14 protein-coding genes are annotated in these 13,817 nt (G+C 71.1%); 7 read left to right on the top strand and 7 right to left on the bottom strand.

Features of this window, described 5'->3' with window-relative positions:
- Window positions 1-81 precede the first annotated feature (81 nt).
- From ORV05_RS19395 to ORV05_RS19385, 3 genes are read left to right on the top strand one after another with little or no spacing between them, the layout of a single operon-like run.
- On the top strand, window positions 82-2,340 hold the full coding sequence (locus tag ORV05_RS19395) for a xanthine dehydrogenase family protein molybdopterin-binding subunit (RefSeq protein WP_268440952.1): 2,259 nt from the start codon (window positions 82-84) through the stop codon (window positions 2,338-2,340).
- Entirely contained in the window at window positions 2,337-2,807 is a 471-nt protein-coding gene (locus ORV05_RS19390) for a (2Fe-2S)-binding protein (protein ID WP_268440951.1), read from the top strand. The genes ORV05_RS19395 and ORV05_RS19390 overlap by 4 nt, the downstream gene beginning before the upstream one ends.
- A complete protein-coding gene (locus tag ORV05_RS19385) occupies window positions 2,804-3,613 on the top strand; it encodes an FAD binding domain-containing protein (protein WP_268440950.1) in 810 nt (269 codons plus the stop codon). Before ORV05_RS19390 ends, ORV05_RS19385 begins: the two co-directional genes overlap by 4 nt.
- 87 nt (window positions 3,614-3,700) lie before the next feature.
- Here ORV05_RS19385 and ORV05_RS19380 read toward each other — a convergent pair whose 3' ends face one another.
- Entirely contained in the window at window positions 3,701-4,285 is a 585-nt protein-coding gene (locus tag ORV05_RS19380; protein WP_268440948.1) for an SAV_915 family protein, read from the bottom strand.
- A 60-nt stretch (window positions 4,286-4,345) separates the two neighbouring features.
- Window positions 4,346-4,903, bottom strand: a complete 558-nt coding sequence (locus ORV05_RS19375) for a YceI family protein (RefSeq protein ID WP_268440947.1) — start codon at window positions 4,901-4,903, stop codon at window positions 4,346-4,348.
- A 145-nt stretch (window positions 4,904-5,048) separates the two neighbouring features.
- On the opposite strand from ORV05_RS19375, the gene ORV05_RS19370 reads away from it, so the two are divergent.
- A complete protein-coding gene (locus ORV05_RS19370) occupies window positions 5,049-5,453 on the top strand; it encodes a MarR family winged helix-turn-helix transcriptional regulator (RefSeq protein ID WP_268759820.1) in 405 nt (134 codons plus the stop codon).
- 41 nt (window positions 5,454-5,494) lie between these two features.
- Here the strand turns inward: ORV05_RS19370 and ORV05_RS19365 are convergent, their stop codons facing one another.
- Window positions 5,495-6,220 carry a GAF and ANTAR domain-containing protein gene (locus ORV05_RS19365; RefSeq protein WP_268440945.1) on the bottom strand — a complete coding sequence of 242 codons (726 nt, stop codon included), beginning with the start codon at window positions 6,218-6,220 and terminating at the stop codon, window positions 5,495-5,497.
- Window positions 6,221-6,374: 154 nt separating this feature from the next.
- Between ORV05_RS19365 and ORV05_RS19360 the strand changes: the two genes are divergently transcribed.
- Window positions 6,375-6,779, top strand: coding sequence for a hypothetical protein (locus ORV05_RS19360; RefSeq protein ID WP_268440943.1), 405 nt, complete (start codon window positions 6,375-6,377; stop codon window positions 6,777-6,779).
- Window positions 6,780-6,821: 42 nt separating this feature from the next.
- Here the strand turns inward: ORV05_RS19360 and ORV05_RS19355 are convergent, their stop codons facing one another.
- Window positions 6,822-7,436, bottom strand: coding sequence for a TetR/AcrR family transcriptional regulator (locus ORV05_RS19355; protein WP_268440941.1), 615 nt, complete (start codon window positions 7,434-7,436; stop codon window positions 6,822-6,824).
- A gap of 90 nt (window positions 7,437-7,526) precedes the next feature.
- Between ORV05_RS19355 and ORV05_RS19350 the strand changes: the two genes are divergently transcribed.
- A complete protein-coding gene (locus ORV05_RS19350) occupies window positions 7,527-9,233 on the top strand; it encodes an AMP-dependent synthetase/ligase (protein WP_268440939.1) in 1,707 nt (568 codons plus the stop codon).
- Window positions 9,234-9,286: 53 nt separating this feature from the next.
- Here the strand turns inward: ORV05_RS19350 and ORV05_RS19345 are convergent, their stop codons facing one another.
- The gene (locus ORV05_RS19345) at window positions 9,287-10,183 is read right to left on the bottom strand and encodes an oxygenase MpaB family protein (RefSeq protein WP_268440937.1); all 897 of its coding nucleotides are present in this window, start codon (window positions 10,181-10,183) and stop codon (window positions 9,287-9,289) included.
- A gap of 124 nt (window positions 10,184-10,307) precedes the next feature.
- Here ORV05_RS19345 and ORV05_RS36370 point away from each other — a divergent pair, with 124 nt between their 5' ends.
- Window positions 10,308-10,511 (top strand): hypothetical protein, encoded by a 204-nt coding sequence (locus ORV05_RS36370; RefSeq protein WP_326938070.1) that lies wholly within the window; start codon window positions 10,308-10,310, stop codon window positions 10,509-10,511.
- On the opposite strand, the gene ORV05_RS19335 is transcribed toward ORV05_RS36370, so the two are convergent.
- Both ORV05_RS19335 and ORV05_RS19330 read right to left on the bottom strand, forming a co-directional pair.
- Window positions 10,501-12,009 (bottom strand): CoA transferase, encoded by a 1,509-nt coding sequence (locus tag ORV05_RS19335; RefSeq protein WP_268440935.1) that lies wholly within the window; start codon window positions 12,007-12,009, stop codon window positions 10,501-10,503. The genes ORV05_RS36370 and ORV05_RS19335 overlap by 11 nt on opposite strands.
- Window positions 11,996-13,786 (bottom strand): acyclic terpene utilization AtuA family protein, encoded by a 1,791-nt coding sequence (locus tag ORV05_RS19330; RefSeq protein ID WP_268440933.1) that lies wholly within the window; start codon window positions 13,784-13,786, stop codon window positions 11,996-11,998. Before ORV05_RS19330 ends, ORV05_RS19335 begins: the two co-directional genes overlap by 14 nt.
- Window positions 13,787-13,817: the final 31 nt, after the last annotated feature.

Raw genomic sequence — 13,817 nt, 5'->3', positions numbered from 1 at the left:
CAGAGAACAAAAACCACCCACCGGGACGTACGGTGGCCGATGAAGGCATGATCTGGCGAGTAGCCGGAGTTGGAGGCCAGATTGAGTATCGTCGGCACCAGGGTGGTCCGGATCGAGGACCAGAAGCTGATCACGACGGGCGGTACCTACGTCGAGGATCTGCGTGAAGAGGCGCTCACCGGCGCCGTGCACGCGATGTTCGTGCGCAGCCCCATCGCGCACGCGCGGATCACCTCGATCGACACCTCCGCGGCGCTGGAGGCGCCCGGAGTGGTGGCGGTGTACACCGCCACCGATCTCGACCTCGCCCCGAGGGCGGTCCCTCCCGTCAGCGAGCCGTGGCTCGCCGGTGAGGTGGTGCGCTACGTCGGGGAACCGGTCGCGCTGGTGCTCACCGAGCACCGGTACCAGCTCGACGACGCGGCCGAGCTGATCGACATCGACTACGACCCGCTGGACGCGGTCGCCAGCATCGACGCGGCGCTCTCGGACGAGACGCTGCTCTTCCCGGACCACGGCAGCAACCTCGTGCAGGTGCACGGCGCCACGCTCGATGAGCACGCGTTCGACGGCTGCGAGGTCGTGGTCTCACAGACCATCGTCAACCAGCGGGTCGCGCCCGCGCCGCTGGAGGTGCGCGGGGCGGCGTGCGCGTGGGGGGACGACGGCAGGCTGACGGTCTGGCTGTCCACCCAGAACGCGCAGATCGGCCGCACCGCCATCGCCGCCGGACTGGGGGTGGACAAGGCACTGGTCCGCGTGATCACCCCCGACGTGGGAGGCGGTTTCGGGGCGAAGATCGGCGCGGATCCCGAGCCGGTGGTGCTCGGCTGGGCGTCGAAGCGGTGCGGACGGCCGGTCCGCTGGGCGGAGACCCGCAGCGAGAACCTCACCAGCATGACCCACGGCCGGGCCCAGCAGAACACGATCACCCTCGGCGGGCGCCGGGACGGCACGATCGAGGTGGTGCGGCTGGAGGTCGTGCAGGACGCGGGCGCCTATCCGCGCGCGACGTTCCTGCCGACGCTGACCGAGCTGATGGCGTCCGGGGTGTACCACTTCCCGAAGGTGGAGGCGGCCAGCCGCGCCGTGGTCACCACGACGACGCCGATCGCGGCCTACCGCGGCGCGGGCAGGCCGGAGGCCACCGCGGCGATCGAGCGGGGGATCGACCTCTTCGCGGCCGAAATCGGGCTCGACCCGGCCGAGGTCCGGCGGATCAACTTCATCCGCCCCGAGGAGTTCCCCTACCGGACTCCCACCGGTGCGAACTACGACAGCGGCCAGTACGAGCAGGCACTGGACAAGGTGCTCGAAGCCGCGGGCTACGACGAGCTGCGGGCCGAGCAGCGCCGCCGCCGCGAAGCGGGCGAGAAGGTCGCGCTCGGCTTGGGAATCGCCAGCTACGTCGAGATCACCGGTGGCGACAACGGCGGCGAGAGCGGCCGGGTGGACATCAACCCGGACGGCTCGGTGACCGCCTACACCGGCAGTTCCCCGCACGGGCAGGGGCTGGACACCTCGCTGGCGATGCTGCTGTCCGACCAGCTCGGCATCCCGATGGAGAAGATCACCATCCGCCACGGCGACACCGACGAGGTGCCCAAGGCGATCGGCACCTTCGGGTCCCGTTCGCTGCAGCTGGGCGGCTCCGCGGTGCGCAGGGCCGCCGACAACGTGATCGCCCAGGCCCGCGAGATCGCCGCGGACCTGCTGGAGGCCTCGCCCGACGACCTCGAGCTGAACGCGGACGAGGGCGTGTGGCAGGTCAAGGGCGCCCCGTCCAGCGGCACGATCAGCTGGGCGCAGCTCGCCGCGCACGCCGAAGAGGGGGCGTTGTCCTCCGACGTGTGGTTCGGTGACGGCGCCCCGACCTTCCCCTTCGGGTCCCACCTCGCGGTGGTCGAAGTGGACACCGAAACGGGCAAGGTGACGGTCAAGCGGATCATCGCCGCCGACGACGCCGGACCGGTGATCAACCCGCTGACGTTCCGGGGCCAGCGGCACGGCGGGCTGGGCCAGGGCATCGGGCAGGCGCTGCTCGAGGTCATGAACTACGACCCCGACGGCAACCCCACCACGGCCACGCTGGCCGACTACTCGTTCATCACGGCCACCGAGCTGCCGGACTTCGAACTGGTCGACTCGGTCACCCCGACCACCCTGAACCCCCTGGGGGTCAAGGGCATCGGCGAGGCCGCGACCATCGGCTCGACCCCCGCGGTGCACAACGCGGTGGTGGATGCCCTGGCGCACCTCGGGGTGCGCCATCTCGACATGCCGACGACCCCGCTGCGAGTGTGGGAAGCGCTGGCGGAAGCGAAAGGTGAACTCAAGTGAAGGTCACGATCGAGGTCAACGGGCGCACCGTGTCCGAGGAGGTCGAGGACCGCACCCTGCTGGTGCACTTCCTGCGGGAGACCGCGGGGCTGACCGCGACCAACATCGGGTGTGACACCACCTCCTGCGGCGCCTGCACCGTCCTGCTCGACGGCGAATCGGTGAAGTCCTGCACCGTGCTCGCGGCGCAGGCCGACGGGCACCAGGTCACCACGCTGGAGGGGCTGAACGGCGAGGACGGCGAGTTGCACCCGGTGCAGCGCGCGTTCCGCGAACAGCACGGCCTGCAGTGCGGGTTCTGCACCCCGGGCATGATCATGGCCTCGGTTTCGCTGCTGAAGCACAACCCGAAGCCGACGCGCGAGGAGGTCCGGGTCGGGCTGGAGGGGAACCTGTGCCGCTGCACGGGTTACCACAACATCGTCAGCGCCGTGATCGACGCGTCGGGGCAGGAGGTCGACCGGTGATCCCCGCACAGTTCACCTACCGTCGTGCGTCCACTGTGGACGAAGCGCTGGCACTGCTGGGCGAGCACGGCGACGACGCGAAGCTGCTGGCGGGCGGGCATTCGCTGCTGCCGCTGATGAAACTGCGGCTCGCCGTCCCCGAGGTGCTGGTCGACATCGCCCCGATCGACGAGCTGCGCTACGTCCGGCTCGAAGGCGACACGGTCGCCATCGGCGCGCTGTCGCGTTACCACGACCTGAACCACGACGGCGTGCTGCGCGAGCACGCGCCCTTGCTGGCGCACGTCGCGGGCGTGGTGGGCGACCAGCAGGTGCGGCACCGCGGCACGATCGGCGGCTCGCTGGCCCACGCGGACGCGGCGGCCGACCTGCCCGCCGCGATCCTGGCCGCCGACGGCGTCCTGGTGGCCCGCGGTCCGTCCGGGCAGCGGGAGATCCCGGCCGCAGAGTTCTTCCTCGGGCCGTTCACCACGCCGCTCGAACCGGACGAACTGCTCACGGAAATCCGGGTGCCCGCGCGGGCCGGGGTCGGCTGGGGCTTCGAGAAGTTCACCCGCCGGGCCATCGACTGGGCCATCGCCGGGGTCGCCGTGGTGGGCGGGGCGGTCGGCCTGATCAACATGGCGGGCACCCCCGTCCGGGCCACGGCCACCGAGGAGGCGCTGGCCGGCGGAGCGTCGATCGCGGACGCGGCGGCGCTGGCCGCCGAGGGCACCAGCCCGGTGAGCGAACCGCACGCCACCGCCGAGTACCGGGCGCACCTGGCCCGCGTCCTCACCGCCCGTGCCCTGGAAACCGCCGCCTAAGGGGCGTTGGCCGTGAAGGGTCCCTTCACAGCCGATTTGGCCGTGAAGGGTCCCTGCACGACTCACCCCAACCCCTCCCACGGGGGGTCAGGGCAGGGCCGGGTTGAAGAGGACGCCGTAGGCCTTCGCGGCGGCGACGGCTTCGCCCAGTTGGTGCGCCGGGATGGCCACCCAGCCCTGCCCGGCTCCGGCGCCCCGGACCAGTTCGTCGGTGGAGGTGTAGGCGAGCACCATCAACCGGCCTTCCGGATCCCGCTGCAGTTCGAGTTCGACCTGGTCGCCGGCCGCGCGCATCGGGCGGGAGGCGAGGTAGAGCACCGACGGTGGTCCGGGCACGGTGCCGGCGTTGCCGGTGCCGCCCGGTCCGGGATAGCGATGGCCTTCCGGGGGTGCCACGTCCAGGCCCACCAGGTTGGCGTCCATCGCGGCCGCCAGGCGGCTCAGCTCGTCACGGGACAGCCTGGTCCAGGGCTGCCCGGAGCCACAGGCGGCGGTGAGGACCTCGAGCGAGGAGAAGGCGAGCAGGATGCGGTCACCGCGCCTGCTCGCCCAGATCTCGATCCCGGGTGCGGTGGGGGCGTGGGCGGGCAGGGTCAGCACGAACACCCGCTCCGGCAGCCGGTCCGCCAGCTCATCCGCGGAGAGGAAGCCTCCGGCCCGCCATCCGTTCATCGCACCCGCCTCCGTCGCCGAACTCGTGCCTTTCCGGATGCGGACTGTAGTGCGCCCGGGTCAGGCCTGCTTGATGGCCGAGATCTCGAACTCCAGGACCACCTTGTCGCCGACCAGCACGCCGCCGGTCTCCAGCGCGGCGTTCCAGGTGATGCCGAAGTCCTTCCGGTTGATCGTGGCCGAACCCTCGAAGCCGATCCGGGTGTTGCCGAACGGGTCCTGTGCGCTGCCCTCGTAGGTCAACGGCACGGTCACCGGGCGGGTGACGCCGCGGATGGTGAGCTCACCGGTCACGTCGAACGTGTCGTCGCCGGTCTGCTCGATCTTCGTCGACCGGAAGGTGATCTCCGGGTACTCGTCCATCTTCAGGAAGTCGTTGCTGCGCAGGTGGGCATCGCGGTCGGCGTTGCGGGTGTCGATGCTGGTGGCCTTGATGGTCACCGTGGCGCCCGACTGCTCCGGGTGGTCGCCGTCGATCCTGGCGGTCCCGGTGAACTCGTTGAACGCGCCGCGCACCTTGGTGATCATCGCGTGCCGGGCGACGAAGCCGAGACGAGTGTGGGCGGGGTCCAGCTCGTAGGTGCCGGTCAGCCGGGGGTACTCGGTGGTGGCGGTCATGGGGACCTCCTTGCTGGTTGATGTGTCATCTACTCACCTACAACATGGATGATGTATCAACTATTCCGCGTACACTGCGGAGGTGACGACCCAGCCCCGGTGGCTCACCGAGCCCGAACAGCGTGCCTGGCGCGGCTATATCGCGATGCAGGCCCAGCTCACCGCCCGCCTCAACCGGCAACTGCAGGCCGATTCCGAGCTGTCCTACTCCGATTTCGCGGTGCTGGTCGCGCTGACCGACGTGCCCGACGGGCGAGTCCGGATCTTCGAACTGGCGCGGGAGCTGCAGTGGGAGAAGAGCCGGCTGTCCCACCACCTGGCCCGGATGCAGAAACGGGGGCTCGTCGCCCGCGAAGAGTGCCGATCCGATGCGCGCGGCGCCTTCGTCGTGCTCACCTCCGCCGGGAGCGAGGCCATCGAGGGCGCCGCGCCGAAGCACGTGGAAACCGTCCGGCGGCTGGTCTTCGACGCCCTGACCCCCGAACAGGTGGAGACCCTGGCCGCCCTCTCGGACCGGGTCCTCGAGCGCCTTGCGGCCGAGGAACGCTAGGCGGTCGGCTCCGCCGCGTGCGGGGCCCACGCCGGGCGGCGTCAGTCGCCGCGGCCTTCGTTGGCCTCGTGGACGAGCCATTGCGCGATGTCGTGGAGCTTGCGGTTGGCGCGCTGCGAGGCCTGCACCAGCAGGCCGAAAGCGCGGTCGGCGTCGACGTGGTGACGCTCCATCAGGATGCCCTTGGCCATCGAGATGGTGTCGCGGGTGTTGAGCGCGTGCCTGAGCTGTTCCTGCCGCCGGGAGCCGGCGAGCGCCACCGCCGCGTGCGCGGCGAACAGGTCCGTCACCTGTTCGGCGCCGGTGTCGAAGGCATCCGTCGCGGTCGAGAACAGGTTCAGCGCACCCAGGTTGGTCGAGCTGGTGAACAGGCGGATGCCGAGCATGGACCGGATGCCGAGCCCGGCGGCCGCGAGACCGTACTTGGGCCAGCGGGGATCGCGGCCGATGTCGCCGGTGCGGTAGACGGTCTCGTCGAACACCGCGTCGAGGCAGGGACCCTCCTGGAGTTCCTGCTGGAGCTCGTCCAAGCGGGCCACGAGTTCACTGGTGGGCGCCACCGAGCGGATCCGGCCCGATTCCAGCAGGCAGACCCCGGCGAACTCGGTGCCCGGCACCGTGGCGGCGACCGCGCGCACGATGTGTTCCACGGTGCGCGTGACACTCGGTTCGGGCTCGAGGGTGCGGACCACGGAGCTCAGGACCTCGGTCAGCGCCATGCCATCGGGGCCGGGGTGCTCGGCCGGGGGTGCCGTCTGCTCCGTCATGTCCTCCAGTCTTGCCCAATGCGGTGGGTCCCGCCAGGTCGTTCCGGCGAGGGGTTTCACCGTCGGCCACCGCGGGTATACCGACAGGCACCGCTCGTCGAGCGGCCGATGGAGGTGCGCGATGGGAAGCGAATTCCCTTGCGGGGAACGTATCGTGTGGCGGCGCCTTGCCGGCCGGGACGAGCTCGGGTGGGTCCGGGACGTGGTGTGTGGACTGCTCTCCGACTGCGAGCCGGAGACGGTGGTGAGCGTGCTGATGTTCGTCGACGAACTGTGCGTGGGGGCATTCGAGCTGGGAGCCGAGCCGGTGACGGTGTGCTTCCTGCGGGCAGGCGATCCGCACTACCTGCGGCTGGACGTCAGCGCCGCCGAACTGCTCACGCCCCACCGCCCCGGTTTCGTGCGCGGCGAGGGGCAGGACTCCTCCGCCTGGGGCATCATCCGCGAGGAGCACGGCATGACCGCGTGGGCGTATCTGGCCCTGCCCGCGCCCGGCCGCGCGGGCGGGCGCTGGTCGCGCCTGCTCACCGCCGAGCCGCGCGACCCATCGCTCAACTAGCACCTGCGGCGGTGCGTGGCACACCGTCGAACACCGTGGCGCTCAACCGCCCGGCAGGGTCGATTTTCCCTTCAGCGCGGCGAAGTGCTCGCCGAAGATCCGCCGTGCGCGGCGCTGCATCTGGCTGCGCCCGGCCTCGTCCGATCCGGCCAGCAGGCCGGTACCCGCCACGAGTGTGCCCAGGACGTTGATCTCGTACCGCAGGTCGAGTCCCTCGGGCAGTTCGCCGTCCTCGATGGCCTCGGCCAGGTGCCGGGCCACGTGGTCGGCCCATTCCCGGTACCCCTCCAGGAAACTCCCGCCCCGGACCTGCCCGGGGGCCTGTGACCAGAACGCGAGCCACACCTGCCAGCAGCGGAACCGGACCTCGTCGAGCGGCAGCAGGGCGAGCGTGGCGCGTTCGGCCGCGGCCAGCCCGCGACGGCCCTCGATCGCGGCCAGTACCCGCTCGGTGGCGATCGTGCTGTTGTGCCGCAGGACCGCGGCCATCAGTTCGGCCTTGTCCTCGAAGTAGTGCGTCACGGCGCCGGTTGTGACACCGGCTTCGGCGGCCACCGCGCGCAGCGTGGTCGCCGCCGGGCCGCGGAGGGCGACCAGCCGCCACGCGGCCTCCACGAGCTGTTCCCGTGACTGGGGATCGCGTACCCGCCGTGACATCGTGTCCCACCTTTTTCATAACCCTTGTTACGTAACCCATGATACGTAACACTCGTTCTGACGATCGGAGTAGATCGAGAGGGAGCAAGTATGAACCTTGCGGCGGAATGCGCGGCCGAGGCCGCCCAGCTGACGGTGCCCGGGCTGTTGCGGCGCAACGCCGAGTCGTATCCCGGCGCGGGAGCGCTGACCGCGGGGACGCGGACGCTGAGCTGGGCGGAACTGCGCGAACAGGTCGCCGGGATGGCCCGTGGGCTCCAGGCCCTCGGACTGGCCCCGGGAGAGCGGCTGCTGATCATGATGGGCGGCCGGTTCGAGCACTGGATCGCCGATCTGGCCGCCGCCCACGTGCAGGCCATCTCGTGCACCGCCTACCACACGCTCAGCCCCGAACAGATCGCCTACGTGGCGCGGCATTCCGCCGCGTCCGTGGTCGTGCTGGAGGGGGCGGGCGAACTCGAGCGGTGGGGGCAGGCGCTGGCCGGTACCCCGTCGATCCGCCACGTCGTGGTGGTCGACGACGTGCCGCTGCCGGACGACGAGCGCTTCCTGTCCTGGGAGCGGCTGCGGGAACGGGGCGCGCGCCTGCACGAGCAGGACCCGGCCGTGCTGGAGAAGCTGACCGACGCCATCGAGCCGCACCAGCCCGTCGCGATGATGTACACCTCGGGCACCACCGGCGATCCGAAGGCGGTGGTCCTCAGCCACTACAACGTGCTGTACGAGGCCGTGGCGCTCAACCGCGCCGTCCCCGTGGACAAGCACCAGCCCGCCATCGCCTATCTGCCGCTCGCGCACATCGCCGAGCGCGAGCTGGCCATCTACCGGGCGCTGTACGAGGCCACCCACATCTACATCTGCGCGGATCCGGGGCAGGTCGTGGGCACCCTCGCTGCGGTCCGGCCGACGTCGTTCTTCGGCGTGCCGCGGGTGTGGGAGAAGATCGCGGGCGGCCTGAGGGCCGCGCTCGCGTCGATGCCCGAAGGCGATCGGGCCGGGGCGCTGCCGGTGATCGTGCACCAGCTCGGGCTGGACCAGATCACCTGGCCGGTCAGCGGATCCGCCCCGCTGCCCGCACCGGTTCGCGAGTTCCTCGCCTCCGCCGGGATCGACGTGCTCGAGGTGTGGGGGATGAGCGAGACCACCGGGTGCGCCACGGCCAACACCCCGGGCGACGCCAAGCCCGGCACGGTCGGCAGGCCGCTGCCCGGGGTGGAGGTGCGGATCGCCGAAGACGGCGAGATCTTCGTCCGCGGGCCGATCGTGTTCCTCGGCTACCTGCAGCCCGACGGCACGGTCCGGAAGGAAACCGACGAGGACGGATGGCTGGCCACCGGTGACATCGGCACCCTCGACGAGGACGGCTTCCTCACCATCACCGACCGCAAGAAGGAACTGCTCATCACCTCGAGCGGGAAGAACGTCGCCCCCACCAAGATCGAGGGGCTGCTCCGCGCCCACCCGCTGGTGGGGTACGCGCTCGCGGTGGGGGACAACCGGCCCTACCTGACGGCGCTGATCACGCTCGACGAGGAGACCGCGCCGGGCTGGGCCGCGGCGCGGGGAATCACCGGGCCGGCGGCCGGACTCGCCGCGCATCCGGCCGTCCGCGCCGAACTCGACGCGCTCGTGGAGGAGGTCAACGGCAAACTGGCCCGGGCCGAGCAGATCAAGAGGTACCGGGTGCTGCCCTCGGCGTGGTCACCGGAGACCGGTGAGCTCACGCCCACCCTGAAACTGCGCCGGCGGATCATCCACGACCGCTACTCGCCCGACATCGCCGCCCTCTACGACTGACTGTCCCGCCGGGGTGCCGCACTTCACGGGAAGTGCGGCACCCGCCGAGGCGGTCAGGCGGTGGGGGTGCGGCGCTTCAGCAGTGCCGGGTCGATGCCGGACGGGGGCGGCGGGGCGCCCAGGTCCTCCGGCGTCTGGCCGACGGGGTATGTGGGATAGCTGCGGGTCGCGCCCGGGCGGAGCAGCTTCGACCGGCGGCGGCGGGGGAGCGGCCGCACGGCGATGGCCCGGGCCCGCAGCGCCCCCCGGACCGCCTTGCCCAGCCAGCGGGGTGCGGGACGGAAACCGAACGCCTCCAGCATCAGCGGATCCAGCAGGCTGCGGGCACCGGCGGAGACCAGCGGGCGCAGCGGCGAGGGGAACCACGAACAGAACAGGTCCAGCGTGTAGGTGCCGATCCGGTGGTTGTCCGCGGAATACCGGAAATGCCGGAGCTCGTAGTCCAGTTTCCACCGGCGGAACTCCGCGAAGCCACCGGGAATGTCCTTGATCCCCATCCGGCGGCCGACCTCGCGGAAATAGTGGTAGGCGGCGAGCCGCTCGTTTTCGTGCAGCCTGCGCCAACCCCACCGGTCGATCCAGTCGATCGGGTCGTAGACGAAAGTGGACAGCACGTAGAGCATGTCGTCGTTACTGATCCGGTAACGGCCGTGCATCCGGTTCACCACACCGAGGGCGGCCCGGCCGCGAGGTGAGTCGTAGCCGTGTTCCGCCAGTTCCGCCATGAGGAGCGCGGTGTCGTCGTAACGACGCTGCGGGCGGTGTTCGAATTCACCGGTCGCGGCCAGCAACTGGGAGATGCTGGGCACGCAGTAGGTCCGGAACAGCGCGAATTCCAGTGCCCGCTGGTAGTCCCAGGGGAATTCGAAACCGATCGATATCCGGTAGATCTCCTGGTGATCCCGCACGGGATCGAGCCGTTCGATCCGGCGGAGCCAGTATCCGCTCATCGACACCTCCTCGTGTGCTCTGATTATCGTATATGAGTTATCGAAGGAATAGAATTCCACCGGCGGTCGATCCCACCGCCGATTTCCGCTGGATGTGGTGTTCCTGCGCGATTCGAGGGCAGAGGTGGACCGACGGCGAAGCGGCGGTGCGCATCAGGCGCGGCCAGGGATCCTCGGTGCGGGTGGAGTGGTCCCGGACACCCCGGCGGCCACCACGGAGTGGGCGATCCGCGGGGCGAGCACCTGCCCGGCGAACAGGGACGTGCGGAAGTCGCCCAACTACCGCCAGGCGGGAGTCCCCCGCCGGATCGCCGTGCTCACCGGATGATTCTTCCCCCGCCTTGCCGGGGCGCTGCCGTCCATTCCGGACGGCAGGAGCCGCGGGGCACGAGCGCGAACGGGTACCGGCCCGGGGTGGCCGACATCAGCACCTGCTCGGTCACGCCCTGGTAGCGGCCCAGCGGCGTGTCCGCGGTGAACGTCTCGGGATCGAGGTAGGCGTGCAGTTCGCCGGTGCCGGCGATCTCGCGGGCGTAGCCGGGGTCGAACACGCCCAGGCTCAGGATCCACAGCGCCGCCCGGGTGAGCGAGACGTGCACGCGGTAGCTGCCGCCCCGCTCGGCACGCCGGATCAGCGCCGCCACGATGCCCGCGGTCAGCAGCCACGAAACGATGTAGTCGTTGACCACGAGGATCGGCGGCAGCGCCGGGCCGCGCTCGCCGCCTTCGAGGTGCATCATGCCGACCAGGCTGCCCGCGGTCTGGTCGAAGCCCACGCGCCCGGCCCACGGGCCGCGCTCGCCGTTGAGCGAGGCGGTGGCGTGCACGATCCCGGGCCGGATCGCGGCCGCCTCCTCGGCCGACAGGCCGATTCTGGCCAGATATCCTGGCCGCCGGTTGGCGAAGAACACGTCGGCACCGGCCAGCAGCGCGCCGATCCGGCCGCCGTCGCGGTGCGGGTCCACCGTGGCCGAGCGCACCCCCACGTTGGCGCTGAGATAGGTCACGTCGTGCTCGAGTTCGTCGGGGCGCCACAGGTTCAGCACGTCCGCGCCGTGCAGGGCGAGCGCCCGGCCCACCCCGGCCCCGGCGATCACGTGCCCCATGCCCAGTGCCCGCAGGCCCGACAGCGGATTGCCGCCGCCCGAGGGCAGCGGCTCGGGTTCGCTGTCGCCGATCCTGGTGATCTCCACCAGCGGCATCTCCGCCAGCACCTCGCGATAGTGCTCTTCGCCGAGCAGTTCCTCGGCGGTGCGCAGCATCGGCAGCACGGTCCCGGCCTCGGCCCCCGCCTGTTCGAGGTCCCGGCCCCGCCAGCGGGCGATCGCCGCGGCCACCGCCTCGCCATCCTCGGGCACGCCGAGCAGCCGCTGGGCGGCGAGCTTGATCCGGGGGTAGGGGTTGAGCGGCATCATCCACCGGTCGTCGGCGGTGCGGTAGAAGCGGAAACCCAGCGCCTGGCTCGCGTTGGCGGCCGTGTTGCCGGGATAACCGTTGAGCAGCTCCCATTTGCGGTCGTAGAACGGGCACAGCCGGTGCGGTGCCACCCGCAGGTCCGCCACGATGTCCTGGCCCTCGCCGCCGCGCAGCCGCCACAGCTTGGCCAGCGCGGCGGATTTCGCGGCCAGCGCGATCGCGGCCGCGCCCCCGAGCCGCAGCGTGCTGGGCACCACCGGGTCCGCGCCGAGGAAGGTGATGGTGCCGCCGGTCTCGTCCGGGCTCATGCCGATCCCCGCGAGCACCTCGGTGAGTTCGGCGTGCGCGTCGAACGCGTCGTCCGACGCCGGGTTCGCCACCGCCTTGGCCACCCGCTCAGTCAGCGACATCGCCGTTTTCCCTCCTCGTCAGCAGTTCCTCGGGAATGAGCACGTGCTTGGCGCGCAGGTATTCGCCGACCGCCTTGCCGACCTGGTCCACCCGCAGGTTCGAGGAGCCGCCGGTCCCGAGCAGCCCGCGCAGCACGAAGTGCACGGCCTTCAGCCGGGGGAACTCGTGCCGCACGACCGGCAGGTCCTTGACCTCCGGCACCAGCCTGCGAAGCTCCGCTGTGGACAGGTGATCGCGCAGCCACGGCCAGGCGCGTTCGTCGGGCACCCAGATCCCCACGTTCGCGTTGCCGCCCTTGTCCCCGCTGCGGGCGTAGGCGACCGAACCGAGCGGCGCGCGCCGCAGCGGGCCGGTGTCCTCGGCGGGTCCCGGTTCCGGATGCACCGGCTGGGCCACCGTCGCGGTCTCGGACGGGGGTGCGATGTCGAGCACGCGGCCGTCGGCGAACACCACCCGGTGCCCGACGGCCGCCATCGGCAGCAGCGCGGGCCAGTAGTCGATGCGCGGGCGGGGAGAGCCGCCGAAGGCGGCGCCGCCGTCGTGGTAGAAGCCGGGAATGCTCTGCAGGTACAGGCTCAGCAGCCGCTGGGCGAGGTTCAGTTCGGTCAGTGCTTCGCGCTCGCGGGAGGTGGCCATCACCCGCAGGGCCACTGTCGCGTCCCACTGCGTCTCCGGGTCGGTGGCCGCGGTGCCGATCCGGGTGATCTCCAGCGCGTCCACCCCCTCGGGCAGTTCGCGGGAGATCTGCGCGCGCAGCAGTTCGATCTTGGCGTCGACGTCCGGGGCGGTGACGTAGACGGTGTTGACGGTGCTGAAGCCGAGTTGCCCGAACACCGCGACCTTTGTGGACGGTGGAGGCGGTGAGCCGGTCGCGCCGGAAAGGGCGACCCGGTCCTTGCCCGCCGCCGTGACGCGGACGGTGTCCAGATGCACCGTGACGTCCGGGTTGAGATAGCGCGGACCCTGGATTTCGTAGACGAGCTGGGCGGTCACCGTGTCCACGGTGACCTCGCCGCCGTCGCGGGCATGCTTGGTGATCACGCTGCCGCCGTCGGCGGCGATCTCGGCGATCGGGAAGCCCGGCAGCAGCATGTTCGCGATCCGGGTGAACCCGGAGAAGTTCCCGCCCACCGCCTGCGGGCCGCATTCGATGATGTGCCCGGCGGTCACCGCGCCCGCCAGCGCGTCCCAGTCGTCCCAGGCCCAGTCATGCCACCAGGCCGCGGGGCCCGCGGTCAGCGACGCGTCGGTGACCCGGCCGCAGACCACGATGTCGGCGCCCTCGGCCAGCGCGGTGGCGATGCCCCGGCCGCCGAGGTAGGCGTTCGCCGCCAGCGGCACCACGCCCCACGACGACAGGGGAGCGCCCGTGTCGAGGTTTTCCAGCGCGTGCCCGGCCTGTGCGTACTCGGGCAGCCGGGAGAGCACGTTGTCGCCCTCGACGCAGGCCACCGTGAGCCCGGCCCCGGCCGCTTCGATGCGTTCGCGCAGCGCGGCCGCCAGCCCCGCCGGGTGGAAGCCGCCCGCGTTGGTCACCACCTTCATGCCCCGTGCGGCCAGTGCGGGCAGGTGCGGAGTGATCTGGTCCAGGAAGTACTCGACGTAGCCGCGGGAAGGGTCCGCGCGGTGGCGGGAGGCCAGGGCGGCGAGGGTGACCTCGGCGAGGTAGTCGCCGACCAGGACGTCGACCGGGTCGCCCGCCATGACCTCGTCCACGGCGGTGTAGCGGTCGCCGAGATAGCCGGAGAAGTTGGCGATGCGGATCGGGCGGGACATCCTCGGCACCTCACTGCGGTCGCGGAAGTTT

Origin of the sequence: Amycolatopsis cynarae, assembly GCF_026802195.1 — a bacterium.
In the GTDB taxonomy this organism is placed as follows: domain Bacteria; phylum Actinomycetota; class Actinomycetes; order Mycobacteriales; family Pseudonocardiaceae; genus Amycolatopsis_E; species Amycolatopsis_E rhizosphaerae.
Note: the sequence above shows the minus strand (reverse complement) of the source record. Positions and strands in the feature narration are given on the sequence as shown.